Source organism: Kitasatospora sp. NPDC127111 (assembly GCF_042677465.1).
Lineage (GTDB): Bacteria > Actinomycetota > Actinomycetes > Streptomycetales > Streptomycetaceae > Kitasatospora.
Genome location: NZ_JBHXTG010000003.1, coordinates 132,040 through 157,427, shown reverse-complemented (window position 1 = coordinate 157,427; position 25,388 = coordinate 132,040). Strand labels below are relative to the sequence as shown.

23 protein-coding genes are annotated in these 25,388 nt (G+C 74.5%); 9 read left to right on the top strand and 14 right to left on the bottom strand.

Annotation, left to right across the window (positions count from 1 at the left end):
• The first annotated feature begins 26 nt into the window (after window positions 1-26).
• Entirely contained in the window at window positions 27-935 is a 909-nt protein-coding gene (locus tag ACFVHB_RS03795) for an ATP-binding cassette domain-containing protein (protein ID WP_380314637.1), read from the top strand.
• Window positions 932-1,684, top strand: coding sequence for a hypothetical protein (locus ACFVHB_RS03790; RefSeq protein ID WP_380314636.1), 753 nt, complete (start codon window positions 932-934; stop codon window positions 1,682-1,684). The genes ACFVHB_RS03795 and ACFVHB_RS03790 overlap by 4 nt, the downstream gene beginning before the upstream one ends.
• A gap of 219 nt (window positions 1,685-1,903) precedes the next feature.
• Here the strand turns inward: ACFVHB_RS03790 and ACFVHB_RS03785 are convergent, their stop codons facing one another.
• The 3 genes from ACFVHB_RS03785 to ACFVHB_RS03775 form a co-directional block, all read right to left on the bottom strand.
• The gene (locus ACFVHB_RS03785; protein WP_380314635.1) at window positions 1,904-2,632 is read right to left on the bottom strand and encodes an aminoacyl-tRNA hydrolase; all 729 of its coding nucleotides are present in this window, start codon (window positions 2,630-2,632) and stop codon (window positions 1,904-1,906) included.
• Window positions 2,633-2,782: 150 nt separating this feature from the next.
• Entirely contained in the window at window positions 2,783-3,874 is a 1,092-nt protein-coding gene (locus ACFVHB_RS03780; protein ID WP_380314634.1) for an inosamine-phosphate amidinotransferase 1, read from the bottom strand.
• A gap of 639 nt (window positions 3,875-4,513) precedes the next feature.
• On the bottom strand, window positions 4,514-6,406 hold the full coding sequence (locus ACFVHB_RS03775; protein WP_380314633.1) for an ATP-binding protein: 1,893 nt from the start codon (window positions 6,404-6,406) through the stop codon (window positions 4,514-4,516).
• A gap of 200 nt (window positions 6,407-6,606) precedes the next feature.
• Here ACFVHB_RS03775 and ACFVHB_RS03770 point away from each other — a divergent pair, with 200 nt between their 5' ends.
• The 3 genes from ACFVHB_RS03770 to ACFVHB_RS03760 all read left to right on the top strand — a co-directional run bounded on the left by ACFVHB_RS03770 (window position 6,607) and on the right by ACFVHB_RS03760 (window position 9,347).
• The gene (locus ACFVHB_RS03770; protein WP_380314632.1) at window positions 6,607-7,473 is read left to right on the top strand and encodes an HpcH/HpaI aldolase/citrate lyase family protein; all 867 of its coding nucleotides are present in this window, start codon (window positions 6,607-6,609) and stop codon (window positions 7,471-7,473) included.
• Between the two features lie 2 nt (window positions 7,474-7,475).
• Window positions 7,476-8,735, top strand: coding sequence for an aminotransferase class I/II-fold pyridoxal phosphate-dependent enzyme (locus ACFVHB_RS03765; protein WP_380314631.1), 1,260 nt, complete (start codon window positions 7,476-7,478; stop codon window positions 8,733-8,735).
• Window positions 8,736-8,816: 81 nt separating this feature from the next.
• Entirely contained in the window at window positions 8,817-9,347 is a 531-nt protein-coding gene (locus ACFVHB_RS03760; RefSeq protein ID WP_380314630.1) for a MaoC family dehydratase, read from the top strand.
• A gap of 65 nt (window positions 9,348-9,412) precedes the next feature.
• Here ACFVHB_RS03760 and ACFVHB_RS03755 read toward each other — a convergent pair whose 3' ends face one another.
• From ACFVHB_RS03755 to ACFVHB_RS03740, 4 genes are all read right to left on the bottom strand, one after another.
• Window positions 9,413-10,450, bottom strand: a complete 1,038-nt coding sequence (locus ACFVHB_RS03755) for a zinc-binding alcohol dehydrogenase family protein (protein WP_380314629.1) — start codon at window positions 10,448-10,450, stop codon at window positions 9,413-9,415.
• The gene (locus ACFVHB_RS03750; protein ID WP_380314628.1) at window positions 10,447-11,772 is read right to left on the bottom strand and encodes a peptide ligase PGM1-related protein; all 1,326 of its coding nucleotides are present in this window, start codon (window positions 11,770-11,772) and stop codon (window positions 10,447-10,449) included. The genes ACFVHB_RS03755 and ACFVHB_RS03750 overlap by 4 nt, the downstream gene beginning before the upstream one ends.
• A gap of 191 nt (window positions 11,773-11,963) precedes the next feature.
• Complete coding sequence (locus ACFVHB_RS03745) at window positions 11,964-12,545, bottom strand: hypothetical protein (protein WP_380314627.1); 582 nt, start codon at window positions 12,543-12,545, stop codon at window positions 11,964-11,966.
• A 197-nt stretch (window positions 12,546-12,742) separates the two neighbouring features.
• Window positions 12,743-13,675: a hypothetical protein gene (locus ACFVHB_RS03740; protein WP_380314626.1), complete on the bottom strand. Its 933-nt coding sequence runs from the start codon at window positions 13,673-13,675 to the stop codon at window positions 12,743-12,745.
• Between the two features lie 123 nt (window positions 13,676-13,798).
• On the opposite strand from ACFVHB_RS03740, the gene ACFVHB_RS03735 reads away from it, so the two are divergent.
• Together ACFVHB_RS03735 and ACFVHB_RS03730 are read left to right on the top strand one after the other, a co-directional pair.
• Window positions 13,799-14,170 (top strand): YbjQ family protein, encoded by a 372-nt coding sequence (locus ACFVHB_RS03735; protein WP_380314625.1) that lies wholly within the window; start codon window positions 13,799-13,801, stop codon window positions 14,168-14,170.
• 232 nt (window positions 14,171-14,402) lie between these two features.
• The gene (locus tag ACFVHB_RS03730) at window positions 14,403-15,554 is read left to right on the top strand and encodes an NAD(P)-binding domain-containing protein (protein ID WP_380314739.1); all 1,152 of its coding nucleotides are present in this window, start codon (window positions 14,403-14,405) and stop codon (window positions 15,552-15,554) included.
• 171 nt (window positions 15,555-15,725) lie between these two features.
• On the opposite strand, the gene paaE is transcribed toward ACFVHB_RS03730, so the two are convergent.
• The 5 genes from paaE to paaA form a co-directional block, all read right to left on the bottom strand.
• The gene (gene paaE / locus ACFVHB_RS03725; RefSeq protein WP_380314624.1) at window positions 15,726-16,937 is read right to left on the bottom strand and encodes a 1,2-phenylacetyl-CoA epoxidase subunit PaaE; all 1,212 of its coding nucleotides are present in this window, start codon (window positions 16,935-16,937) and stop codon (window positions 15,726-15,728) included.
• Window positions 16,938-17,465 (bottom strand): 1,2-phenylacetyl-CoA epoxidase subunit PaaD, encoded by a 528-nt coding sequence (gene paaD / locus ACFVHB_RS03720; protein WP_380314736.1) that lies wholly within the window; start codon window positions 17,463-17,465, stop codon window positions 16,938-16,940.
• Window positions 17,466-17,680: 215 nt separating this feature from the next.
• Window positions 17,681-18,607, bottom strand: a complete 927-nt coding sequence (paaC, locus tag ACFVHB_RS03715) for a 1,2-phenylacetyl-CoA epoxidase subunit PaaC (protein WP_380314623.1) — start codon at window positions 18,605-18,607, stop codon at window positions 17,681-17,683.
• 18 nt (window positions 18,608-18,625) lie between these two features.
• Window positions 18,626-18,919 carry a 1,2-phenylacetyl-CoA epoxidase subunit PaaB gene (gene paaB / locus ACFVHB_RS03710; RefSeq protein ID WP_218199217.1) on the bottom strand — a complete coding sequence of 98 codons (294 nt, stop codon included), beginning with the start codon at window positions 18,917-18,919 and terminating at the stop codon, window positions 18,626-18,628.
• Window positions 18,916-19,962 (bottom strand): 1,2-phenylacetyl-CoA epoxidase subunit PaaA, encoded by a 1,047-nt coding sequence (gene paaA / locus ACFVHB_RS03705; protein ID WP_380314622.1) that lies wholly within the window; start codon window positions 19,960-19,962, stop codon window positions 18,916-18,918. The genes paaB and paaA overlap by 4 nt, the downstream gene beginning before the upstream one ends.
• 464 nt (window positions 19,963-20,426) lie before the next feature.
• On the opposite strand from paaA, the gene ACFVHB_RS03700 reads away from it, so the two are divergent.
• Window positions 20,427-21,797 carry an MFS transporter gene (locus ACFVHB_RS03700; RefSeq protein ID WP_380314621.1) on the top strand — a complete coding sequence of 457 codons (1,371 nt, stop codon included), beginning with the start codon at window positions 20,427-20,429 and terminating at the stop codon, window positions 21,795-21,797.
• 31 nt (window positions 21,798-21,828) lie between these two features.
• On the opposite strand, the gene ACFVHB_RS03695 is transcribed toward ACFVHB_RS03700, so the two are convergent.
• Window positions 21,829-21,996: a hypothetical protein gene (locus ACFVHB_RS03695; protein ID WP_380314620.1), complete on the bottom strand. Its 168-nt coding sequence runs from the start codon at window positions 21,994-21,996 to the stop codon at window positions 21,829-21,831.
• Window positions 21,997-22,130: 134 nt separating this feature from the next.
• Between ACFVHB_RS03695 and ACFVHB_RS03690 the strand changes: the two genes are divergently transcribed.
• Window positions 22,131-22,523 (top strand): hypothetical protein, encoded by a 393-nt coding sequence (locus ACFVHB_RS03690; protein WP_380314619.1) that lies wholly within the window; start codon window positions 22,131-22,133, stop codon window positions 22,521-22,523.
• A gap of 296 nt (window positions 22,524-22,819) precedes the next feature.
• Here ACFVHB_RS03690 and ACFVHB_RS03685 read toward each other — a convergent pair whose 3' ends face one another.
• Window positions 22,820-24,322 (bottom strand): M20/M25/M40 family metallo-hydrolase, encoded by a 1,503-nt coding sequence (locus ACFVHB_RS03685; RefSeq protein WP_380314618.1) that lies wholly within the window; start codon window positions 24,320-24,322, stop codon window positions 22,820-22,822.
• Between the last annotated feature and the right edge of the window lie 1,066 nt (window positions 24,323-25,388).

Sequence of the window (25,388 nt, the reverse complement as noted above, 5' to 3'; positions counted from 1 at the left end):
GACGAGCAGAGAGCGGGAGGGCGACCATGATCCAGGTTCACGGCCTCAGCAAGGAGTACGACGGGACGCGCGTGGTCGACGACCTGAGCTTCGAGGTCAGGCCCGGGGTGGTGACGGGCTTCCTCGGGCCGAACGGCGCGGGAAAGAGCACCACCATGCGGCTGATCCTCGGCCTGGACCGGCCGACCGCCGGCCGCGCCCTCGTCGCCGGCCGCCCGTACGCCGAGCTGGCCGACCCGCTGCGGCAGGTCGGCGCCCTGCTCGACGCCCACGCCCTGCACGGCGGCCGCACCGCCCGCGGCCAGCTCCGCTGGCTCGCCGCCAGCAACGGACTGCCCGAGCGCCGGGTGGACGAGGTGCTCGGCCAGGTCGGACTGGCCGACGCGGCCGGCCGCCGGATCAGCGGCTTCTCACTGGGCATGCTCCAGCGCCTCGGCGTGGCCGCCGCCCTGCTCGGCGACCCGCCGGTGCTGATGCTGGACGAGCCGGTGAACGGCCTCGACCCGGAGGGCATCCGGTGGATCCGCACCCTGCTGCGCAGCCTCGCCGTCGAGGGCCGCTCGGTGCTGGTCTCCTCGCACCTGATGACGGAGATGGCGCTCACCGCCGACCACCTGGTCGTCATCGGCCGCGGCCGACTGCTGGCGGACGCGGCCACCACCGACTTCATCGACCGTCACGGCCGGACCCGGGTCCGGGTCCGCGCCGTCGACCCGGCGAAGCTCGACGCCCTGCTGCGCGACTCCGACCTCGCCGCCGAGCCGGTCGACGGCGGCGCCTGGGAGGTCAGCGGCGCCGAACCCGAGCGGATCGCCGCCCTGGCGGCGGCCAACGGCGTGGTGCTGTACGAGATCGCCGTCCAACAGGACTCGCTGGAGGAGACGTTCATGCGGATGACCGCCGGCAGCGTCGAGTACCGGGCGGTGGCGGCATGAGCGCCCTGGCCCCCGGTGCGGCGGGCGCCCTCCGCGCCGAGCGGATCAAGTTCACCACCCTCCGCTCCCAGTGGATCGCCCCGCTCGTCGCCGTCGTCCTGACCGTCGGCATCACCCTGGCGGTCAACGCCGCCTACGGGAAGGTGGACCACAGCCTGGGCGAGGACCCGGCCGGCGGGATCTACTACGGCCTGCTGTTCGGCCACGTCGCCGTGGCCTGCGTCGGGATCCTGCTGATCGGGCAGGAGTTCAACACCCGCATGATCGGCCTCTCGCTCACCGCCGTGCCCCGGCGCGGACGACTGTACGGCGCCAAGCTCGCCCTCGGCACCGGGCTCGGGCTCCTGGTGGGGCTGATCTCCACGGCCGGCTCGTTCCTCGCGGTCGCCGGCACCGTCGGCCTGGACCTGACCCTCCCCGGCATGGGGCGCAGCTTCCTGGCCGGGGTGCTCTACCACCCGCTGCTGGTGGTGTTCTGCCTCGGGCTGACCGCCATGCTGCGCAACTTCACCGCCGCGCTCGGCCTGGTCAGCCCGATGGTCTTCCTCGGCACGACCTTCCTCGCCGCGATCCCCGGGGTCCGCGAGGTGGGCCAGTTCCTCCCCGACCGGGCCGGCCTGTACGCGATGCGCACCCAGCCGGACCCGACCGTCCACTACGGCCACTGGACCGGTCTGCTGATCATGGCGCTCTGGGCCGCCGCGGCCGCGTACGGCGGCCTGCGCTCGATCCGCCGCTACGCGGCCTGACGCGGCGAGCGACCGCCGACCGCCGCGGGGCGGCTCGGAGCCGCGAGGAGCGAGGGCGAGCTGCGAGCGGTGCACCGCGGACCGCCACGGTGCGGCGAACAGATCACAAGTAACAGATAACAGCTGACAGATTTCATCATCTGTCAGCTGTTATCTGTGATCCGTCTGCTGTTCGCCCTCAGCCGTCGGCCCTCAGCCGTTCGCCGGCCGTTCGTGCGGTCAGCCGTCCGCGGCCGTCCCGCGCAGGGCCGGGTGGTCCGCCACGACCGTGCAGCTGCCCGGGGCGATCTCGGTGAAACCCGCGTCCTGGACCAGCGGCAGGCCACTGGCCACCAGTTCGGCCCAGGCCTCCGGCGTGGCCGTGCGGACGGCCAGGGCGAAGCCGGACTCGGCCCACTCCTTGCGCTGCGCCTCGTCCAGCCGCCACCAGGCGAGCTGGGCCGCGTGGCCGGTCTGCGCCATCGTCTTCCCGGCGCTCATCGCCAGCTCCGGATTGAGCCAGAGCACCGGCACGCTCGGATCGTGGGCGCCCACCGGGCCGGTCTCCTCCAGGTCGGTGCCCGAGACCTGGAGCTTGGCGAGCTCCTTGGGCCAGCCGTCGAGCGGAACCGGCGGGAAGACCCGCACCTCCGCCTCCCGCCCGGCGACCGTGATCCCGGGCAGTTCGCCGGCCCGGCGCCACTCGCCGCCGCGTGCCCTCCGGACCACCTTGCGGATCCGGGCGTCCTCCCAGGCCGCGACGCGCTCGGCCCACTCGCCGTCCGGCCCGGTCACCCGGGGGTCGGCGAGCAGCGTGAGCACGGCCCGCGCCGAGGTCTCCAGCGCGTCGGTCCGCCCCGGCGGGGTGGCCCGCTCCAGCCGGACGACCAGGGGCAGCACATACTGCGGCCGGGCGTCGCGGTCCTCGGGCGCAGGGGCAGGGACGGGGGCGTCGAACGGAGAAGTCACCCGTCAAGCATGCCAGCCCTCGTCCCGCCGCGATCACGCCAGGTCCGGGCTGGAGGCCGTGGGTCCAGGCCGGCCTGGAGGCCGTGGTCCAGGAGCGCGGGCGGGTGGCCGAAGCCCCGGACCGGCGGCCGACGCCCGGGCCGGACCCGGTCAGGAGAGGTAGTCCTCCGCTCCGCCGTCCCGCCGGATGTCGAGCGTCACGCAGTGGAAGCCCCCGCCGAGCGCCCGCGAGTGGCGCAGCCGGTGCGGCAGGACGGTGACGCCGGCGTGCTCCAACTGCTTGATCAGGCTCCGCTGGCCGGATTCCACGATCGCGGTGTCGGGGCTGACCATCAGCAGGTTCATGCTGATCCAGCTCTCGCTGAGCGCGTACGCGGGCGAGTCCGCCGACGGCTCGGCGGGCGGGCACCAGAGGATGTCCCAGCCGCGCAGCGGTTCGGGCACCGTCTCGGGGTTGATCCGCTCCGGGTTGAGCAGCACCAGTCCGGGCCTCAACAGGGCGATGGTGCTGTCGATGTGGGTGTACCCGTAGATGTCGCGCAGAGGGTGCAGCCGCAGGTCGCCGAGCAGTCCGAGGGTGGACTCCAGCCACTTCAGGCCGAGTTCGTTGCCGCTGCGGGAGACCTGGTAGAAGACGTCGCGGCCGAGCCGCAGGACGTTGGCGGCGTCGAAGACCGGCTCGGACTCGCCCAGCAGCGGCAGGCCGTCGGCGTCGAACTCGAAGAGCTCGTCCTCGAGTCTCGGCCGGGGCGCCGCCAACCACCGCGCCCCGCCCCGCAGGTACTCCTGGAACAGGTTGCGCAGGCCGAACACCTCGAAGTAGCGGTGCCGCATCGGGCTCGCCACCTCGATCACGGTCTCGCCGACCACCAGGGTGAGGTCGCGCGGGCAGTAGGAGTGGAAGCCGCCGTCGGCGCGCCACCTCGGTGCGGCGAACTCGGCGCCGTGGTCGATGACTTCGGGCTGGTGCACGGTGACACCGAGATCGCGCAGGGTGGCGACCAGCGCGTCCAGGTCCTCCTCGGTCTCTTCCACGACCTGCTGCGGATAGGCACCGACCGGGATCGCGGCGAGGTCGGCCGCACCGGTCTTCGGGAAGCAGGACAGCCAGCACGACGGGTCGGACTGCTCCGGCAGTCGGGCACCCACGGCGGTGCCGACCACCACCTCGCGCAGCGTGGTGAACTCGTCCCAGCTGTGCACCGGACTGGCCGGCCTGGCCGGGCGGACCGACTCGGACATGACTCTCCTTGACGCGGATTCAGGACGGACGAGAACGGCACGGGCGGCGACGGCGGTGAGCACCGGCTCCACGCAACTCGACACGGGCACCACGAAGCACGGTGAAGCACGACGGAGCACGGCCCCGTGCACGGGTTCGGAGCACCGCTCGGAAAGCCGCCGGAACGAAGGGCGGACGGACCGCTCCGACGGTGGATCGACCTCGAACCCGGTACCGAGAAGTCCGAGACGACCACCGGACCGGCGCCGGCCGCTCGTGATGGGTGGGATATCCCGGCCGGGTGGGCGAATTCACGTTGTGCGAGCCGGGATCGAGCGCCAAGCTACCCGGCACCGCGACGGCCGCGCAAGCAGGTGATCGACAATTCCGGAGCCGCCCGGACGGCTCGGAAATCCACCGCCCCGTTGTTCAACTCCCTTTCACCGACGCCGATCAATTCCACCGGCCAATCCGACCGGACAATCCCACCGGCCCATTCCGCCGATCAACTCTTCCGGGGCACTCGCCCGGGAACTCGCGGGGGAACGCGGCCGAACAGCGAGACCGACCGACTCGGTCGATCAACCCGTTGATCAGCCCCACCGGCCAACCGTGCCGATTCAGTCCGGCCGGTCAACCCGACCGATCGAACCGGCCGTTCAATGCCGCAGGACGCGCCGGATCCGGTTCCCGCCCGCCAGCGTGATCAACGCGCCGCCGGCGGCCGCCAGTCCGGCGACCGTCAGGCTCTGCCGCCGGGCGCGCCGGCGGTCCGCCGCTGCCGCGCGGAGGCCCGCCGCCAGGAACGCCCGCTCGACCCAGCCCGTGCTCAGCTCGCCGGCCACCACCCGCCGGTGGACCTGCTCCAACCTGGTGCCCCGGTAGAGCAGTTCGGGGTCGCGGTCGGCGGCGGCCCAGCTGCGCGCGGCCTCGGTGAGCCGCCGCTGCTCACCGAGGGTCTCCCGGCCCTCGGCCAGCCAGTCCCGCAACCGGGGCCAGGCCTGCGGCAGTCCGTGGTGGGACAGCTGGACGGTCTCCCGGTCCAGCACCACCAACCGTGCCCGGACCAGCCGTTCGAGCACCGCCGGCACCCCGGGTTCGTCGAACTCGCCGCGCCGGACCGGCTTGCACGCCCGCTCGCCGCCGGTGTCCGGCGCCGGCTCACCACCGAGCCGCAGGAACACCGCCCGGGCCCGTTCCCGGTCGGCCGGCTCCAGCCCGGTGAACAACGCCTCGGCGGTCCGGGCCAGTGCTCCCTCGAACCCGCCGGTGGCCTGGAACCCGGCCAGCGTCAGCGCATTGCCACTGCGTCGCCGCCACGTCTCCAGCAGTGCCGCCGACACCAGCGGCAGGGCACCGGGCTGCTGGGCGGCCGTGGAGATCAGCACCGCGAGCAGTGCTCCTTCGACGGTGCACCCGGAGCGCAGCGCCGGCTCGGTGATCGCCCGCCGCAGCTCGTCCGGTGCGGGCGCGCCAACCGCCAGCACGGTGTCTCCGCAGGCCGCGGCCAGGGCGGGGTGTTCCGCCCTGAGCGCGTCGTACTGGTCGGACCGCACCACCAGGACCACCCGGCATCGAGCGCCCCGGGACGCCCCGACGCCCCTCGCTCCCCCGCCGCCGCCCCCGGCGCCCGACCCGGCCGTGCCCTCCGCCGCCGCCACCAGCGCGTCCAGGAACCGGGCGCGCTCGCCGGCGTCCCGGCACCGCGTCCGCAGCTCCTCGCCCTGGTCCACCACCAGCACCGGGTCCTCGCCGGGCGACCCCGCCGCCGCTTCGGCGCCTCCCCCGCCCCGGCCCCCGACCTCCCGGCCCCCGCGCACGCCGAACGCCTGCCCGGCTCGCTGCCCGAGCCGGGCGAGCGCCAGCGCGAACGCCTCCATCGGCCGTTCCCCGGGGGTGAGCAGCACCATCGGCGCCCCCTTGCCGGGGCGGCCGCCGAACCCGGCGGCCCCACCACGCGCCGCACTCCCGGTGCCGCCGCCGGCCGGACCGCCCGCACCGCCGGCGCCGTCCGCCCCGCCCGCGCCGACCACCCCGGCCCTGCCGCCCAGGCCGCCCAGGCCGCCCAGCCCGGCCAGCAGACCCGCCCTGACCAGCGAGGACTTGCCGGCCCCCGAGGGCCCGGTGACCACCACCAGCCGCCGTTCGCCCAGCAGTGCGACCAGCCGCTCCAGGAGCGCCTCGCGTCCGAAGAACCGTTCCGCGTCCGCCGCCTCGTACGCCGCCGCCCCCGGGTACGGGGCCCGGCCGGCGTCCTGGGTGCGCCGCCGGGCGGCGGTGTCGGCCGCCAGTTCGGCGGCGAGCAGCTGCCAGCGGTGCTGCCACTCGCGGACGTCCCCGCCGCACGCCTGCACGTACGCGAGGGTGACGGCGAGGCTGGGCAGCCGGCGCCCACCCGCGGCCACCGACAGGCTCGCGGCCGAACAGTGGGCCCGGACGGCCAGTTGGCGGTACGGCGGGGTGCCGGCCCGTTCCCGGAGGGCGCGTAAGTCGCCCGCGAAGCGGAGCAGCGGGCCGTCCCCCTGGTCCAGTGGACTCTCCCGACGCGGCACAGCGGCCCCCTTCTCCGTCGACGTGGCGACCTCGATGTCCACCCTTTGAGATTCATCATGCTCAGGACAGTTGGCGTCAAACAATGGGGCTGACCCGCCGGTTGTTCCGAGTTGATGTTCAATGTCCAGCCGTACGGCGCCGAACAAAGGCGTTGGGATAGAACCGGGAGCCGCAGACTTCGCTGACTTCGGAGATCTCCATGAAGTTCACGCGGTACTGCCGTTCCCTGCTGTCCACACCCGCGATGGCGGTGGAGCGGTACGCCAAGAGCCACCAGTCCGGGGCCGACATCGCCATGGTCGACCTGGAGGACTCGGTCCCGCCCGCACGGAAGGAGGAGGCCCGCCGTCTCGCCGAGGAGTTCTTCGCCCTGCCGTCCACCAAACTCGCCCGGAGCGCGGTCCGGATCAACTCCCTTTCGGGCACGGACGGTTTGCGCGACCTGATCGCCCTCACCCGGTACCGCGTCAAACCGGACGTCGTGCTGATCCCGATGGCGGAGTCACCGCGGGACATCGAGATCGCGGCCGGGGCGCTCGCGGCGGACTGCCCGCAGACGGAGTTCCTCGCCGTCGTCGAGACACCGCTCGGCATCGAGCGCGCCCCCGCCATCGCCGCGGCCGGCCACCGGCTGCGCGGGCTGGTCTTCGGCTCCGCCGACTACGCCTTCGCGGTCGGCGCCCGGCTCTCCTGGGAGGCGCTCGCGCACGCCCGCGGCCGGGTGGTCAACAGCGCCCGCGCCGCCGGGATCGAGGCGATGGACGCGCCGTTCTTCGAGGTCGACGACACGGACGGGCTGCGCCGGGAGGCCGCGCTCGCCCGGGACTTCGGCTTCAGCGGCAAGATCGCCGTGCACCCGCACCAACTCCCGTACATCAACGAGGCGTTCAGCCCGGACGAACAGCTCCTGGAGCGAGCGCGGCGGGTGGTCGCGGCGGGTCTGGAGAACGGCCGCTCGGTCACCGTCGTGGACGGGGTGATGGTCGGCATGCCGTTCTTCGAGGCCTCCCAGCGCCTGATCGAGCAGTTCGCCCCACCCGCACCGACCGACAGCAAGGAGAAGTGACGATGAGCGAAGCAGCGGCATCCACCCCGCCCGGGACCATCCAGGGCCCGCGCCGGTACCGCAACGCCGAGACGATGCTCGCCACCGCCGACCCGGTCTGGCAGGCGGCCGGCGCCAACGGCCTGATCGGCATCAAGGTGGACTCCGAGTCCAACAACCGGCTGATCGTCCGCGAGACCGGCCACGAGTTCGCGAACATGGTCTCCTGCGCCTACCTCGGCCTGAACAACCACCCGCAGATCGCGGCCGGCGCCGTGGACGCGCTCACCGAGTCGCGGAGCACCTGGCTGGTCACCTCGACCACCCGGATCCGGCACAACCTGCTGGTCCGGCTGGAGGAGGAGTTGGGGGAACTGTTCGGCGCGCACATCCTGCCGGGCGCCTCCTGCACCGCGCTCACCGCGGGCATCCTGCCACTGGTCGCCTCCGGTCACCTCGACGGCACCTGCGACGGCAACGGCGGCGGGCCCCGGGTGATGGTGTTCGACCGGTTCTGCCACTTCTGCATGGCGTACGTGAAACCGATCTGCGCGGACGAGTCACTGGTGCTCAACTGCCCGCACAACGACCTGAACTACCTCGAGGACGTCTGCCGCAAGTACCCGAGAGTCGCCTACGTGGCCGACGGCGCGTACTCGATGGGCGGCGCGGCGGCCCTCGACGGGCTGCTCGAACTCCAGGACCGCTACGGGCTCTTCCTCTACATCGACGACTCCCACTCGCTGTCCATCATGGGCGAGCGCGGCGAGGGCTTCGTCCGCTCCCGGCTGGAGATGAACCCGCTCACCGTCATCGTGTCCAGCCTCGGCAAGGGGTTCGGCACCGGCGGCGGCATCGCCATGCTCGGCAACCGCGAGCAGTTCGAGTTCCTGCACCGGCACGCCGGCCCGGTGGGCTGGTCGCAGAACGTCGCGCTGCCGCTGGTGGGCGCCTCACTGGGCAGCGCCGCCCTCCACCGCTCACCAGAACTCGGCGAGCTCCAGGCGAAGTTGAACCGCAACATCGACCTCTTCGACGAGCTGCTGCCGACCACCTTCGCGGGCAACGGCCTGCCGGTGCGCCGGGTCGACGTGGGCGACGCCGAGCGCGCGGTCAAGCTCTCCGCGCAGCTCTTCGAACGCGGCTTCTACAGCTCGGCGGTGTTCTTCCCGATCGTCCCCAAGGGCGAGGCGGGCCTGCGGCTGATGCTGCGCGCCGACATGGACGAGCGCCTGATCACCGAGTTCGCCGGCCACGTCAAGGAACTCACCGCGGACCTCTGACGCTCGGGCCGCGCCCCCCTCCCCACGAGTCCGGCCCAGCCCGACTCCGACCCCAACCCTGATCCCCGGGAGCAGCACACCATGGACGAACCCGAGCCGGCCGGCTTCCGGCGGATCGGCGAGCGGCGCTACCGCGAGGTCGTCGGCCGCCACTACGAGGAGTTCACCGTCGGCGAGGTGATCGAGCACCGCCCCGGGCGGACCGTCACCGAGCTGGACAACGTACTGATGAGCATGCTCAGCATGAACGACGCGCCGCTGCACATCGACGCCGCGTACAGCGAGCACACACCCTGGGGGCGGCCGATCGTCTCCAGCCTGGTGACGCTCAGCATCGTCGGCGGGATGACCGCCCGCTCCACCAGCGGGCGGACCATCGCCAACCTCGGCTGGGAGAACATCCGGATGACCCACCCCGTGTTCACCGGGGACACCCTCTACGCGGAGACCGAGACGCTGGCCAAGCGGCTCTCCAAGAGTCGCGCCGGGCAGGGCATCGTCAGCTGCCGGACCACCGGCACCAAGTCCACCGGCGAGGTGGTGGTGGTCTTCGAGCGCAGCTTCCTGGTCCCGCTCCGCGGCCACGGGCTGGACGAGGTCGCGGGCTACTGAGGAATGACGACCGACAGATGACAGCTGACAGATAACAGATAACAGATGATGAAATCTGTCAGCTGTTATCTGTCGGTCGTCCCCTGCCAGCCGGCGCCCGCCTCCCGGCGCACGTCCACCACCACCTTGCCCATGGTCTCGCGCGCGCCCATCGCGCGGTGCGCGTCGGCGACCCCGTCGAGCGGGACGACCCGGTCGATCCGCGCCACCAGCCGCCCCTCCCCGGCCAGTCGGAACAGGTGTTCGGCGACGCTCGCGAACAGTGCCCGGTCGTCCAGCACGTGCTGCAGCCAGAAGCCGAGCACGCCGACCGAACCCTCCGCCAGCTCGGCCACCGAGAAGGACTCCTCCGGGCCGCCGCGGGCCCCGACACAGAGCAGCCGACCGAACGGTGCCAGCGCCGCCAGTCCGGACCGCAGCACGCCACCGCCGACGGAGTCCACGAAGAGGTCCACCCCGCCCGACTCCCCCAGCCGGGCGGCGAGTTCCGGGTCGGCGGGGTCCACGGTGGCGTCCGCCCCGAGCGAGCGGACGAACTCCCGCTTGACCGCCGTCGAAGCGAGGCCCACCACCCGGCCGGCCCCCAACTCCCGGGCCAGCTGCACCACGAGGTGACCGACCCCGCCCGCGGCCGCCGTCACCACCACCCGCTCACCCGGCCGCAGCCGCCCGAGCAGCGTCAGCGCGCCGTACGCCGTCGCCCCCTGCTCCAGCAGGGCCAGCGCCTGCTCGTCGCCGACGCCGTCCGGCACCTCAATCGTGAACGCCTCCTCCGCGCACGCCACTTGGGCGTACCCGCCGCCCGATCGGAGCAGCGCGGCGACGCGTCGCCCGTCGCGGCGCCGCCGTCCGACCACGTCGGCGCCGAGCACCGCGGGCAGCGGGTAACGCCGGTACTCACCCTCCCGGCAGTGCAGGTCGGCGTAGTTGAGACCGGCCAGCGCGACGTCGATCAGCACCTGACCGGGCCCGGGCACCGGTTCGGGCAGGGTCTCGGTCCGGAACTCCTCCGGCCCGCCGTAGCGCCGGATCACCGCCGCCCGCATGCCGCCCGGCGGCGCGGTCCGCGCCGGTCGCGGGCCCGCCGTCCCGTCGTCCGTCACCGCGCGAAGAGGGCGAGCAACCGGCCTTCCGCCACCCGCGCCGCCGGTGCGTCCTCGGCGATCACGCAGTACATCACCGACCCGTCGGCCGGCCCGAAGTCGGCGCTGAACACCACCCCGGTGCGCGTCACCCGTTCGAAGCCGAGCCCGGCCCGTTCGACCGCCGCGACGGCCTCCGGGAAGGACGGGACGTGCAGACCGGCCAGCTCCAGGATCACCCGGGCTCCGCGGTGTTCGGCGCCGACCAGGCGGGCGAACAGCGCGTCGTGCAGGTGGGTCGAACCGGTCAGCCGCCCGTTGGTCTCGCTGAAGTACAACTCGCCCTTGGGCGTGAGGAAGGCGTCCGCGCTGAGCGTGCCGCGGTAGCCGAGCACCCGCAGCGACTCGCACAACCGGGCTCCCTGGTCGACGAGTTCGGCACGCACCCCGGCGTCCGGGGTGACCGGCGGGGTGATCTCGCCGACCACCACGGGATCCATCACCATCTCCCCGCAGCCGGAGAGCACCGAGCGGCGCCCGTCGATCGTGAACTCCGCGTACAACGGCACCGAGTCGGCGAAGTACCGCTCCACCACGACGCGTTGACCCCGGCCACCGGTGAGCCAGTCCCATCGCCCGGCGACGTACGCCGCGACCGCCTCCCGGTCCGCCAGCGGGACCACGCGCTGCGCCCCGGCCGGGGTGACCTGCTCGTCCCGGCTGAGGATCTCGTTGCCGAAGCCGCCGGCCTGGAACTCGACCTTCACCATCACGCTGTGGCCCTGCTCCAGCAGGCCGTTCACCGCCGCCTCGACCTGCTCCGGCGTGGAGGCGACCGTGCCCGGCGGTACCGGCACGCCGGCGCCGGCGGCCAGTGCGCGGAACACCGCCTTGCTGTTGACCAGCGCGTTGCCACCCTGCGCGGCGAACGCGTGCCCCGGCACGGCGTGTTCGGCGTCGAGCGCGGCGGCCAGGTCGACCACGGCGGCGTTCGGCGAGATCGCCAGCACCCGCTCCACCGTCCGCCCGGCGAGCACCCGGCGCAGCTCCTCGCGGAAGCCCGGGTCGGCCAGCCGGTCCGGGGTGAGGATGGCGTCGCCCTCGGTCCCCGGCGGCGGCACGACCACGGTGAGGCTGTCCGCCCGGGTGCCGGTCAGCCCGGTGACGTAGCCGAGGTACGCCGGATCGGGGCTCCAGGGCAGCACGAGGACGTCGCCGTCCTCGGCGAACCAGAGCATCCGCTGGGCCCCGCAGCCGGCGAACTGCCGCTCCAGCGGCGTCATCCCGGTGAGGTCCCCGACCATCTCCTCGGTGCGGTTGTTCCCGATGCACAGCGTCGTCATCTGCCGGCCTCTCCCCAACTCTCCCCATCACCGGTCGGTGCAGCGCTCCAGGTGTAGCGCACGGGGATTGTTTCGGGGCCGGGGCTCGGTCATTGAACAAAAACGGTGAACAACGGCCCACCCACGGCATGCCAGGCCGGAGACGGACACGGGTGCGGCTGCGGCTGCCGATGCGGCGGAGGTCCGGGGCGTCAGCGCAGCCGCTGCCGCAGCTCGTCGACGGCCGACCGGATGCCGGCGCTGTACACGTCCTCGGGCAGCGCGTCCAGGCTCATCACCGCGCGTTCCAGCTGCTCGCGCGCCTGATCGGGCTCGCCGAGCTTGAGGTGGTCGGAGGCGAGGTTGAGGTGCAGCGACGGGTAGAAGGCGCGGACCTGGAGGGCCGACTCGTAGGTCTGCGCCCGTTCGGCGGTCAGCGAGTCGGCGGCGGCCAGTGCCCGGCGGTCCCACTCCAGCTCGGCACGCGGGTCGTCCTGAAGATCGGCGAGGTAGTGGGCGAGCACGCAGCGGTGGAACACGTCGCCTCGTTCGCCGAGCGCCTCCCAGAGCCGCTCGAAGCTCTCCCGCGCCTGCGCCGTCCGCCCGCGTTGCGCGGCCTGGACACCGTCGAGGCCCAGCGCGAGCCGGGCCAGTACCGCGTCCTCGGGCGCCCCCGGCTCACGGTCCGCCGCGCCGCCACGGGACGCGCCACCCCCGGACGCCCCGCCTGCACCGGACGCGCTCCCCATGGCCGCGCCACGGTCGAGCGCGGCACTCTCGGACATATCGGACATGCCCGCAGCCTAACCGCCCGCCACGCCTCCCGCGTCGGCACGCCGCACGCGGGCGGGCACCCGGACGGGCGCCCGTGCCAGCCCCAGGCCGGCACGCGCCTCCCCCACACCGGGCGCCCACCTGCGGCGCACCCGCTCCGTCAGCGCCGGCAGCCACCAGCGCCAGCAGTCGTCGCCGCCGGCAGCGCCAGTGGCCGTCAGCGCCGGTAGCCGCGTTGCGGGTCCCGCTCCTCGGCGTCCTCGTACACCAGGAACCAGCCCTCCGGGTGGGTCGCCGCGAGCAGCAGCTCCGTACGCTGCTCGGCGGTCAGCTCCGGATCGCCGTCGTCCGGCCCGTAGACGCCGAACAGCTCGTCGTGGCACCCGTCCCAGTCGTAGTCGTAGAGGTCGGCCGGAAGGTCGCCCATCATGTCCGCGACCGACTCGGGCTGCGCGCCGAGCAGCGCCCGGGCGTCCACCAGGGCCATCCGCAGCGCGATCTCCTCGGCCAGGCAGCGCGGCAGCGGCCACTCGCCGAGCGCGAGGTCGTCGGCGAGGTCGTCGAAGGCGCGGGCCATCGCCCGCCGCCAGCCCCGGTGCAGGCGCCAGGTGCGGTGCGGCAGGCGGGCGAAGACCGTCCAGTCCCCCTCCTCGCCGTCGACGACCGGCTCGTCCTCGTGCTCCTCGAGGTCGTCGTAGGCGGCATCGGCCAGACCGAGCAGCTGGGCGTGGAGCAGGCAGGCGGTGCGCGGGGTGAGCGTCCAGTCGCCGGCTCCGCCGCCGCTGTCCTCCTCGTCGCCGTCCAGCGGGAACAGCTCGGCGAAATCCGGCGCGAAGTCCTCGGTGACGCTGATCTCCAGCGTGCCGCCGATCGCCTCGACACCCGGGATCGCGGCCACCAGCCGGTCCGGGTGGAGCAGCGCGCCGAGCGCCGCGTTGGCGTCCTCGGCCACCTCGCGCAGCAGTTCGCGGCGCTGGCCGGCCGGGTCGATGCCCTCGAAGTCCAGCTCCTCGACGGCCGCGATCGCGGCCGCGCGCAACGCCGGCCAGTTGGTGATCCGCAGGCCCAGCACCACCGTCGCCTCGATCTCCTGCGCGCCGGAGTCCTCCGCCGCGCCCGGCCCCTGTGGATGATCGCTTCGCTCGCCCATGGGGCTACGGTACGGCTTTTCGGCCGCCCGATCACCGGTGCGGTGCAGCTTCACCACGCCTTCACCGCCGCTTCCCGGCCACGTCTGCGCCCCCGGGCGTCGGGCAGCCCGCAGGATGGGCCCATGGCAAACATCGAGGAATTCGGCGGCGGGCAGCGCCCCGACGCCCAGGTGCTGGTCGTGACCACCAACGACATCCCGGGATTCCGGGTCGACCACGTGATCGGCGAGGTCTTCGGACTCACGGTCCGCAGCCGCCACATCGGCAGTCAGATCGGCGCCTCGCTCAAGTCGATGGTCGGCGGCGAGCTGCGGGGTCTGACGAAGACCCTGGTGGAGAGCCGCAACGAGGCGATGGAGCGGCTGGTCGAGCAGACCAGGGCGCGTGGCGGCAACGCGGTGCTCATGTTCCGGTTCGACGTCACGGAGGCGGCGGAGGTCGGCACGGAGGTCTGCGCGTACGGCACCGCCGTGGTGATCTCCCCGGCGGCCTGAGCCCGCCGGCCCACGGACGCCCGAACACCCGGGTGCCCGGATGCCCAGGGCCCCCGGTGATGACCGGGTGCCCAGCTGCCCGGGGCCCCGGGTGCCCGGGTCCGGGTGCCCGGATGCCCGGGAACACTCCTCCCCCACCCGATGTTTCACCGGCGTGACTGTTTACGGTGCAACCAATGTCGGTGGGGCCCACGCCGACGAGACCCTGCGGACCGGCGCACCGCGCGACGACGTGCGACGGGTCGACGTCCTGGTGGTGGGCGCCGGGCAGGCCGGCCTCTCCGCCGCCTACCACCTGCGCCGTCGCGGCTTCTCCCCCTACCGGGCCGACGCCGGCACCGACACCGACACCGGAACCGCCGCCGAGGTGGACGGCGCCCGGGCTGACGGCGCCGGCTTCGTCGTGCTCGACGCCGACGACTTCCCCGGCGGCGCCTGGGCGCACCGCTCGCCCTCGCTGCGGATGGCCACCGTGCACGGCTTCCACGACCTGCCCGACTTCGAGCTGCCCGAGCCCGACCCCGCGGCCCCGGCCCGCGAGGTCGTCCCGGGGTACTTCGCGGCGTACGAGGCGAAACACGCGCTCCCGGTCGTGCGCCCCGTCCGCGTCCGGGCGGTCCGCTCCGAGTCCGACCGGCCGGACGCCCGGCTGCTGGTCGAGACCGACGCGGGCACCTGGTCCACCCGGGCGCTGATCAACGCGACCGGTACCTGGACGCGCCCGTTCCTGCCGCACTACCCCGGGCACTTCGCGGGGCGGCAGCTGCACTACGCCGAGTACCGGGGGCCGGAGGAGTTCGCCGGCAAGCGCGTCCTGGTGGTCGGCGGCGGCGCCTCGGCGATCCAGGTGCTGTCCGAGGTCGCGGCCGTCGGCGAGACGGTCTGGGTCACCCGCACCCCGCCGGTCTTCCACGAGGGCCCGTTCACCCCGGAGTACGGGCGGGCGGTGGTCGCGAAGGTCGAGGAGCGGGTCCGCCAGGGCCTGCCGGTGCGCAGCGTGGTGAGCGTGACCGGCCTCGGCCCGTCCGTCGCCTACCGCCGGGCCGAGGAGCTGGGCGCGCTTCACCGCCGGCCGATGTTCGACCGCCTCACCGAGCGCGGCGTCGCCTGGGGTGACGAGGAGCTGGCGGTGGACGCCATCGTCTGGGCCACCGGCTTCCGGCCCGAGGTCGGTCACCTGGCGCCGCTCGGCCTGCGCTCCCCCGGCGGCGGCATCGCGCTCAGCGGCACCCGCGCCACCGCCGACCCCCGCGTCCACCTGGTCGGCTACGGCCCGTCGGCCAGCACCGTCGGCGCCAACCGGGCGGGCCGGGCCGCCGTCAACGAACTCGTGGCGCTGCTCGGCGCGCCGGCACCGGTGGAGGCCGCCATCGGGAGGCCGTGACGCCCCGGCACGGGTCGGTCGGAGCCGGCACGCCCGGCGTCCGGGGCTGACGGACGACGGCCACGGCCGGTACCCAGCGGCCGTGGCCGGTCTGAGCAACCGTGGCCGGCGCAACGACAGTGGCCGGCATGCAGCGACCGTGGCCGGTGCTCAGCGGCCGTGGCCGGCGCTTCAGCGGTCGAAGTCGACCGTGACCCGGTCGGTGACCGGGCGGGCCTGGCAGGTCAGCACGTAGCCGGCCGCCAGCTCCTTCTCCTCCAGCGCGAAGTTGCGGCGCATCTCCACCTCGCCCTCGGTCACCAGCGCGCGGCAGGTGCCGCACACCCCGCCCTTGCAGGCGAACGGCAGGTCCGGGCGGGAGCGCTGCGCACCGTCCAGGACGGAGCGGTCGCGCGGGAGCGAGAGCGTGCTGCCGCGCCCGTCCAGGACGACCGTGACCTCGCTGTGCGGGCCGCCGTCGGCCGTCCCGGCCCCGGAGTCGTCCGCGCGTTCGGCGACCGGCTCGTCCTCGGCGTGGAACAGCTCCTGGTGCACCCGCTCGCCCGGCACGCCCAGCCCGGCCAGCAGCTCCTTGGCGCCGACGACCATGCCGAACGGGCCGCAGAGCCACCAGTGGCCGACCGCTGCCACGTCCACCAGCGCCGCCAGCAGCGCCTCGACCCGCTCCGGGTCCAGTCGGCCGCTGAGCAGTTCGGCGTCCCTGGTCTCCCGGGAGAGCACGTGGACCAGCTGGAAGCGGCCGAGGTAGCGGTCCTTCAGGTCGGCCAGCTCGTCGGCGAACATCACGGTGTCGCTGCGCCGGTTGCCGTAGAGCAGGGTGACGGTGGAGGCGCCGTCGGCGGCCAGCACCGAGGCGGCGATCGAGAGCATCGGCGTGATGCCGGAGCCGGCCGCCAGCAGCACGTGGTCGGCGGGCACGCCCAGTTCGGGGGTGAACAGGCCGGTCGGGGTGAGCACCTCGACCTCCTCGCCGACCGCCGCCTCGCGCACCAGCCAGCGGGAGAACAGCCCGCCGGGCACCTCGCGGACGGCGATCCGCAGCGGTCCGCCGACCGGGGCGCAGATCGAGTACGACCGGCGCTCGTCGGCACCGTCCACCATCCGGCGCAGCGTCAGCGTCTGGCCAGGGCGGAAGGCGAAGGGCTCGGCGAGCCCCTCGGGCACCTCGAAGGTCACCGCGACGGCGTCCTCGCAGAGCCGCTCCACCGCGCTGATCCGCAGCCGGTGGAAGCTCGGCCGGCGGGCCGGACGGACGGCGTCGGCGGTCGCGGACTCGGCGGTCGCGGACTCGGCGGGCCCGGGCTCGACGGTCGCGGACTCGGCGGTGCCGCCGGGTGCGGCCGTGCTCGTGGTCCCAGCCAGGTCGGTGGTGCCGGCGGCCATTCAGATCTCCTTGACGCGTTCGAAGGGCTCACGGCAGTCGCGGCAGCGCCAGAGCGCCTTGCACGCGGTGGAGCCGAAGCGGGACAGCTCCTCGGTGTCGGTGCCGCCGCAGAGCGGGCAGGCCACGAGGTGGCGGGTCGGGCCGAGGGTCAGCAGGCCCGGGGACGTGCGGCGACCGAACGCGGGCCCGGTCGAGGACCCCACTGCGGACCCGACCGAGGATCCGGCCGACGGTCCGGGCGGGGCGATACCGGCCTCGGCGAGCTTGCGGCGGCCCGCCTCGGTGATCAGGTCGGTGGACCACGGCGGGTCGAGCCGCAGCCGGACCCGGACGTCCGGGTAGCCGGCCGCGCGCAGCCGCCGGTCCACGTCGGCCGCCATCTCGGCGACCGCCGGGCAGCCCGAGTAGGTCGGGGTCAGCCAGGCGGTCACCGTCCCGTCGGCCTCCGCGTCCGCCCCGGCCGCTCCCGCCGCCCCGTCCCCCACCGTGACCTCGGCCAGCACGCCGAGGTCGGCCAGGGTGAGCATGGGCAGTTCGGGGTCCGGGACGGCCGCCGCGATCTCCCAGGCCCGCTCGCGCGCGGTCGCGTCCCGATCAGTCGCGTCCCGGTCGGTCACGTCCCGGTCGGTCGCGTCCCGGTCGGTCACGTCCCGGTCGGTCGCGCTCCGGTCGGACGCGCGTCCCGTCGGCGCTTCCCCGGCCATCCCGGCCACCTCCTCGGCCGTCCCGGTCAGCACGGCGGTCACCACGTCGCCCCCGGGTGGGCGCGGGCCAGCACCTGCAGCTCGGCCAGCAGCGGGCCGAGCGCCTCGGTGTGCACGCCGTCGCGCCCGGCCCGGCCGCCGACCGTGGCCAGCCCCGGCGTCTGCGGCACGGTCAGCCCGGCCTCGGCGAGGACCGCCGTCAGCTCCCGCAGCACCGGTTCGCGCAGCGTCGCCGGGTCCACGCCGACCCGCACCTCGACCGGGTGCGCGGTGAACAGCTCCTCCAGCAGCGGCCAGACCGCGTCCAGCCCGGCCTGCATCCGCCGCGCCGAGTACGGCGTGCCGTCACCGAGCCGCAGCGTCCAGGCGGTGGCGTACTCGCGGTGGTAGGCGAGCTCCTTCACGCCGCGGGCGGCGACCGCGGCCAGCACCGGGTCGCGGTGCCCGGCCAGCCGCTCGTACAGCGCGCCGCGCGCGGTGGCGAAGAGCAGCAGCCTGGCGATCGAGTACGCGAAGTCCCCGTTCGGCGCCTCGACCAGCCGGACGTTGCGGAAGTCGTGCTCCTCGCGCCAGTACGCCAGGTCGTCCTCGGTACGGCCGGAGCCGTCCGCCTGGCCGGCCCGGGTGAGCAGCTGGCGGGCCTGGCCGAGCAGGTCGAGGCCGAGGTTGGCGAGCGCGACCTCCTCCTCCAGCTCCGGCGCCCGGGTGCACCACTCGATCAGCCGCTGGGCGAGGACGAGCGCGTCGTCGCCGAGCATCAGGCAATAGGCGGCGAGGTCGGCACCGTCCAGGCCGGCCGGGACGGCCGTGTCCACGCCGAGCAGCGGGTCGGCGAAGCCGGTCCCGTAGGCCCAGCGGCCCTCGCCCTCGGGCTCGGCGGATGCCTCGGAGAGGGTCAGGTAGACGTGGTCGTCGTCGGTGTCGTGGCGGTGGTGGTCGCCGTGGGTCACGGTGTCGTCGGTCATGGCTCTGGCTGCTCCCCGTCAGATGTGCGGGACATCCTCGGGGATGTCGTAGAAGGTCGGGTGGCGGTAGACCTTGTCCCCGCTCGGCTCGAAGAACGGGTCCCGCTCGTCCGGGGTGGAGGCGGTGATCGCGTCGGAGCGGACCACCCAGAGGCTGACCCCCTCGTTGCGCCGGGTGTAGAGGTCGCGGGCGGCGAGCAGCGCCATCCGGTCGTCGGGCGCGTGCAGCGAGCCGACGTGGACGTGGTTCAGCCCGCGCCGGGGGCGCACGAACACCTCGTACAGCGGCCAGCCGGCCTTGGACTCGGTCACTTTCCGTTCTCCTCTTCCGCGTGGTGCTCTGCTTCCGCGTGCTGTGCCGTCTCCGCGTGGTGCCGGGCTCCGGCCTCGGCGCGGCGCTTCTCCGCGTAGGCGGTGGCCGCCTCGCGGACCCAGGCGCCGTCCTCGTGGGCGGCGCGGCGGCGTTCGATCCGCTGGGCGTTGCACGGGCCCTGGCCGTGGATGACCCTGGTCAGCTCGGACCAGTCCGGCTCACCGAAGTCCCAGCCGCCGCGCTCCTCGTTCCAGCGCAGCTCCGGGTCCGGCAGGGTGACGCCGAGGTGCTCGGCCTGCGGGACGGTCATGTCGACGAAGCGCTGGCGCAGCTCGTCGTTGGTGTGCCGCTTGATCCGCCAGGCCATCGAGCGGGCGGTGTTCGGCGAGTCCCCGTCCGAGGGGCCGAACATCATCAGCGACGGCCACCACCAGCGGTCCACCGCGTCCTGGACCATCCGGCGCTGCGCCTCGGTGCCGCGCATCAGCGTCATCAGCAGCTCGTAGCCCTGGCGCTGGTGGAACGACTCCTCCTTGCAGATCCGGACCATGGCGCGGGCGTACGGGCCGTAGCTGCAGCGGCAGAGCGGCACCTGGTTGCAGATCGCGGCCCCGTCGACCAGCCAGCCGATCACGCCGACGTCGGCGAAGGTCAGGGTCGGGTAGTTGAAGATCGAGGAGTACTTCTGCCGGCCGGAGATCAGCTTCTCGGTCAGCTCGGCCCGGTCCACGCCGAGGGTCTCGGCGGCGGCGTAGAGGTAGAGGCCGTGGCCGGCCTCGTCCTGGGCCTTGGCCAGCAGGATGGCCTTGCGGCGCAGCGACGGGGCCCGGGTGAGCCAGTTGCCCTCGGGCTGCATGCCGATGATCTCGGAGTGCGCGTGCTGGGCGATCTGGCGGATCAGGGTGGCCCGGTAGGCGTCGGGCATCCAGTCGCGGGGTTCGATCCGCTGCTCGGCGGCGACGACCGCCTCGAACCGCTCCTCCTGCGCCTGCGCGGGGACCGGCTCGGCCACCTCTGTTGTCACCACGGTCCCCTCTCGCATCCTGCGGCGTGCGCGCTACGGCCCGCGTCGTGCGGCGCGGGGACGGCTCTGCCGTCACCCACGCTACCGACTGACCGTTCGGTCGGTTCCATTGTGCGCACCGGGACGGCGCCCTGACAAGGGACGCAGGGCGCGGGTGTGGCCTGAATCGATCGCCGGCCGGCCGCGGGTGGGGCGCGCGCCCCACCCCGCCGCGTCCTGCCCGGCCACCGGGCGCCTGGCCGAACCGGGCCGTCGCCGCCGCCTGGCTCGCCGCCGCCTGCCTCGCCGGCGCCTGCCTCGCCGGCGGCGCGCGGCTGCGGGCCGTCACGCGGCAGCGGACCGCCACGCGGTACGACCGGAGCACGGGCACGGGCGGGCCGTGCCCCCGTGCGCCGTCCCGCCGCCGGTGGGCGGGCCGGATGGGGGCGGGCACGCGGGGAACCATCGCGGCGGCCGGGCGAGTCGGCGGGAGGCTGGTCGCGATGGGGCGAGCGCGGGCACGGGCCCGGGTGGTGGCCGGGTTCGGCGTGTTCGGGATGTTCTGGGGCACGTGGGGGGCGCTGGTGCCGGAAGTCCAGGCGCGGACCCGGGTCGGGGACGGCGGGCTGGGCGTCGCGGTCCTGATGATCGGGCTCGGGGCGCTCTGCTCGATGCGTCCGGCGGGCGCGGCGGTGGACCGTTACGGCCGGTGGGCCGTGGCCTCCTGCCTGCTGTCCATGGCGGTGGCGGCGGTCCTGGTGGGCCTGGCGACGAACGGGCCCGAGCTGACGGCGGCGCTCGCCCTGCTGGGAGCGGCGTCCGGGGCCGTGGACGTGGCCGTCAACGCGATGGCGAGCGCCGAGGAGAACCGGTCGGGGCGGTTGCTGAACGCCGCTCACGCCTGCTTCTCCGCCGCGGTGGTCCTGGGCGCCCTCGCGACCGGTTTCGCGCTCGGCCGCGGGGCGGGGGCGGGCGCCGTCCTGGCCGTGGTCGGCGTGCTGCTGGCCGGTGCGGCCGGCGCGATCGGGCTGACCCCCGGTGCCGGGGAACCGGGGCGGGAGCCGGGGCGGGAGCCGGAGCCCGTGCCGCCGGGGCCTGCGGTCGGTCCGGGCGGGCGGGCTGCGGATCCGGCCGTCCCCATGGCGGAGCCGGCCGCGCGGGCGGCGGATGCGGCTGCCCTCACGGCGGACCGGGCCGGGCGGGCGGCGGCGTCCGCGGGTTCGGGCAGGGGGACGCGGTCCGCCGGCGCCGGTAGGGGGACACGGCCGGGGCGGGCGGTGAGCCGGCCGCTGCTCGCGCTCGGGCTGCTCTGCGCGCTGGCATTCCTGGTGGAGAACGCCTGGCAGAGCTGGAGCGCGGTGATGCTGCGCTCCGTCTTCCACCTCGGCGCGGGCGCGAGCGCCGCCGGTCCGGTGGTCTTCGCGGCGTCCGCGGCAGCGGGGCGACTGGCCGGGCACGGGCTGGCGTCCCGGCTGACCCACCGCCGGCTACTGGTCCTCGGAGCGTTGGTGGCCGCGACGGGCACGCTGGGCGCCGCGGTGGCACGCGACGCGGGGGAGATGCTGGCAGGCCTGGTCGTCGCCGGGCTGGGGACGTCGGTGTGCGCGCCGACGATCCTGTCCCTGGCCGGAACGCTCTCCCGGCCCGAGGTGCGCTCCTCCTCGCTGGCCGTGGTGACGTCGGCGGGCTACGCCGGTTTCCTCGTCGGCCCCGCCGCCGTGGGCCTCGCCGCCTCCGCGGCGGGCCTGCGGGCGACGTTCTGCGGGGTGGCCGCCGTGGCCCTGCTCCTGGCGCTCCGCGCGGTGTCGACCGAGGCCACGACCACACCGCACCCAACACCGCCGCCCGCCGACAGCCGGGCCTGCCGGCCCTGAGGCCGGCGACCGGGGGCACGCGAGGTGGCCCTCAGCCCCGGCCGGCGGGTACGGCCGGGCCGAAGGCCGCCGCACCGGCGTAGCCGACCCTGCAAACCTCGCCCGGCCGGCGCAGGCGGGCCAGCTGCTCGGCGCGGGCGGCCCGCTGGGCGAAGACCTTGCACGAGATTTGGGGCAGTGGTTGTTCTTTCGGCAGCACCCCAGGTCTTCGCTGTTCGAGGGTGGGCGGTGAGCCCTGTGAGCCGGTGGCTCCGCTGAGAGGCGCCGAGGCCGGGTCCGGGCGGAGTTGACCGTCGAGAGTTGCCATTGATGCCCGCGCTCGTTGGGCCTGCTATGAAGAAGATCATCGTTACGGGGATGCTGGCTCTCGCCGGTGCATCCCTCGCGGTTCCCGCTCACGCCGCCGGAGGAAGCGCCGTGCCGGGCGTGGAATCGCTGCCCCTCAACAACCTGGCCAACGCCGGAAAGGACCCCCTGAATTCAAACGTCGCCTCGGACGGTGGGGCCAGCGGTCTGGCCGGCCTGTCCAACCTCGACACGCTCACTGCCCTGGTGAGCGGGCTCCTCAAGGGGGCGGCAATCAGCGGTGCTCACCCCACCGCCGATGCCAGTGGCGAAGGCGCCGGCGGTTCATCCCGCGGCAGCGCAAGCCCTCTCTCATCCCTCACCGGCGGCGGCGACAAGGGTTCGCCCCTCTCCTCCTTGAGCGGCGGCCTCAACGGGTAGGGGGCGCGGGGACCTCTGCCTGAGCACTCCCCGGTGCGAAGAACCCCCGCCAGATTCCGGCGGGGGCTTCTTCGTACGTCCAGACCCATGAAGGCCCCCAGCGGTCGGGAGCACAACCGCCCCCGACGCACCCCGGTAGCCCCCCGCTTGGGCCCATCGGTCCCTCGGGTCCCGCCGTCGGCTCGTCGCGGGCCACAGCCGCGCCGGACGACCGCGGGCCCGCCGTCCGGATGGTGCCGGACGGCGGGCCCGTTCGCGAGGAGCCGGGAGGAGCAGGGGAGGAGCCCGGAAGCGCGTCAGCCCTCCGATCGGTCCCGCAGGCGTGGCAGCGGGACGGCGAGGAGCGCGGCGAGCAATGCGATCCGGGGGGCCAGCTGGTCGATCCGGATGTGTTCGTGCCGGGCGTGCGCCCCGGCACCGACCGCGCCGAAACCGTCCAGCGTCGGCAGTCCGCGCGACCCCGGCAGGTTGGTGTCCCCGGCCCCGCCGGCCGGGGCTCCGTCCAACTGCTGCCCCAGCGCCGCGGCGAGGGAACGGACGTGCCGCAGCAGGGGATTGGCGGAGCGCTCGGGCCAGGCCGGGCGGCTGGAGAGCACCTCCGTCCGGACCTTGGCCCCCGGACGCAGCGCGGTGAGCCTGGCCAGGTGGTCGAGCGTGCGGCGCTGCGCCTCGGCGGTGGCGAAGCGCAGGCCCAGTTCGGCCTCGGCGCGCCCGGCGATCACGTTGGCCCGGGTGCCGCCGCTGATCCGGCCTGCGTTGAGTTCGGTGCCGGGCTGGCCCGCGATCCCCCGGACCGCGACCAGTTGGTCGACGAGCTCGTCCACCGCGGAGACGCCCTGGGCCGCGTCGTTTCCGGCGTGTGCCTCGCGTCCGGTGACGGTGAGCCGCACCCGGGTGCTGCCGCGGCGGGCGGTCTTGAGCCGGCCGTCCGGGTGGGGCGGTTCGAGACCCAGGACGGCGGCCGCGCCGCGCAGTTGGCGTTCGACCAGGCGGCGGCCGTCGGGGCTGCCGACCTCCTCGTCCGAGACCACGACCAGCCGCACGGTGCGGTGCGGGCACTGGCCGAGGTCGGCGAGCAGGGCGAACGCTCCTTCCAAGGCGGCGAGTCCGCCCTTCATGTCGACGACGCCCGGGCCGCTCAGGGTGCCGTCCTGTTCGGTGACCGGCCAGTCGTTGAGGATGCCGGCCGGCCAGACGGTGTCGTGGTGGCCGACCAGGAGGAGGTGCGGCAGGCTCTCGTCCTGGCCGTCCCACTGCAGCACCAGGTGGTCGCCGGCCGGGCCGGGTTCGCGGTGGACGGTGGCGCCGGTGGCGCGGAAGCCCGCGGCCAATTCCTCGGCGAGGGCGTTGAGTCGGGGTGCGTCTCCGCTGGGCGACTCGATCCGGGCGAGGTCGGCGCAGCGGCGTCGGACGGCGCCGGCCAGGGTGCGGGCCCGTGAGCTCAGGGCCTGGGGCAGTCCGGGGAGCGCTGCGGTGGGGCCGGGTTGGCCGTCGCTGTCGGTGACGGCCGGGCCCGCGGTCGGGACCGTGACGGGGGAGGTGACGGGGGCGGTAGCGGCTACTGTGCCAGCGGATGCGGCAGCGGCGGTGACCGGGACTGTTACCGGAAGCGACGGCGGAACGACGGTGGCCGCGGTGAACGTGGGGGCGGTGGCGGCACCCGCGGGGACGGAACTCGCGGTGACGGCCGGGGAAGGCGAGGACGCCGTGCCGGACGCGGACGCCGTACCGGAGGTGGGGGCCCGGCCGGACGTGGGGGCCGGACCGTCGACCGGGGTGCGCACGGGTTCGGTGGTCACGGTCGGTCCGGCGGGTGGCCGGACGGCTTGGGGACTCAACGCTCGCCTCCGCGGCCGCCGCCGGTATTCAGGGGCCGCACCGGACGGCCCGACCGGCCGGGGTGCCCGGACCAGCCGGGGCGGGCGGCTCCGGTAAGACGTAGGGTCCGCCAGGACGGCCCGTCTGGCCCAAGTACGGTGGAACGGCTGGGCGGCGTGCTTGGCATTGCGTCCTCCTCGCTCGATCCGGTGGCCCCGGTCGGCCCGGAGCCCCGTGGACGGCGGCTTCGAAGCGGCAGGCGCAGTGACTGCACCGCCGCAGGGAAGCCGAGATGTGAGCCTAGAAGAACCGTTCGGTTTCCTGCGAGGTGGCCCTGCTCCCAGCGTGCCGGAGGCCGGGCCCGCCTCGGGCGCCCGCCCTCGATCGTTGGCAGGCGTACGGCGCGCGGGCCTGGGTCGGCGCGCGAGCGCGGTCGCCGGATCGCGCCCATCTCCACCATGGACCCCGCGCCCGGGTTCGGCAGCGCAAACGGCCAAGGCACGGCATTTCCACGCCGGATGGGTGACAGCGTCTCAACGCTCGGTACCAGGTGGCGGGTGGCGTGAGGGTGGGGGGCGTGGAAGGTGGCTCGTGTGCGGTGACGGGGCGGGCGGTGACGGGTTGGGCGACGAGGAGACGGGCGGTGACGGTGTGGGCGTGCTTCTGCCACGTCGGCCGCCGGCTCCGCTGGGCGCCGCCGTCAGTCGGTGACAGTCGGTGTCAGCGCCCCGGTCCACCCCGGCGGCGCGAGCCAGCTGGGCGGCGTGGACCCGGTGGCCGGGCGGGTACCAGCCGGACCTGGCGTCGACGGGCGGGCGGCGGTCGTCGTTGTCGGGCTGGTCGGGGCCACCGGGACGGTCCGAGGGGCCGGGGTGCTGCGGGCGGCCTGTGGTCACGCGGTCTCCTTCCCTGGGCCTGCGCCGATGCTATGAGCCGCCGCTTCCGTCCGTCCCCTGACCAAAGAGCAGGACGACCCTCTACTTTCGTCAGGGGTCGGCGCCGCGTCCCGGCCGGTCCGGGCGCGACCGGGCGTCCCGGACTGCGGTC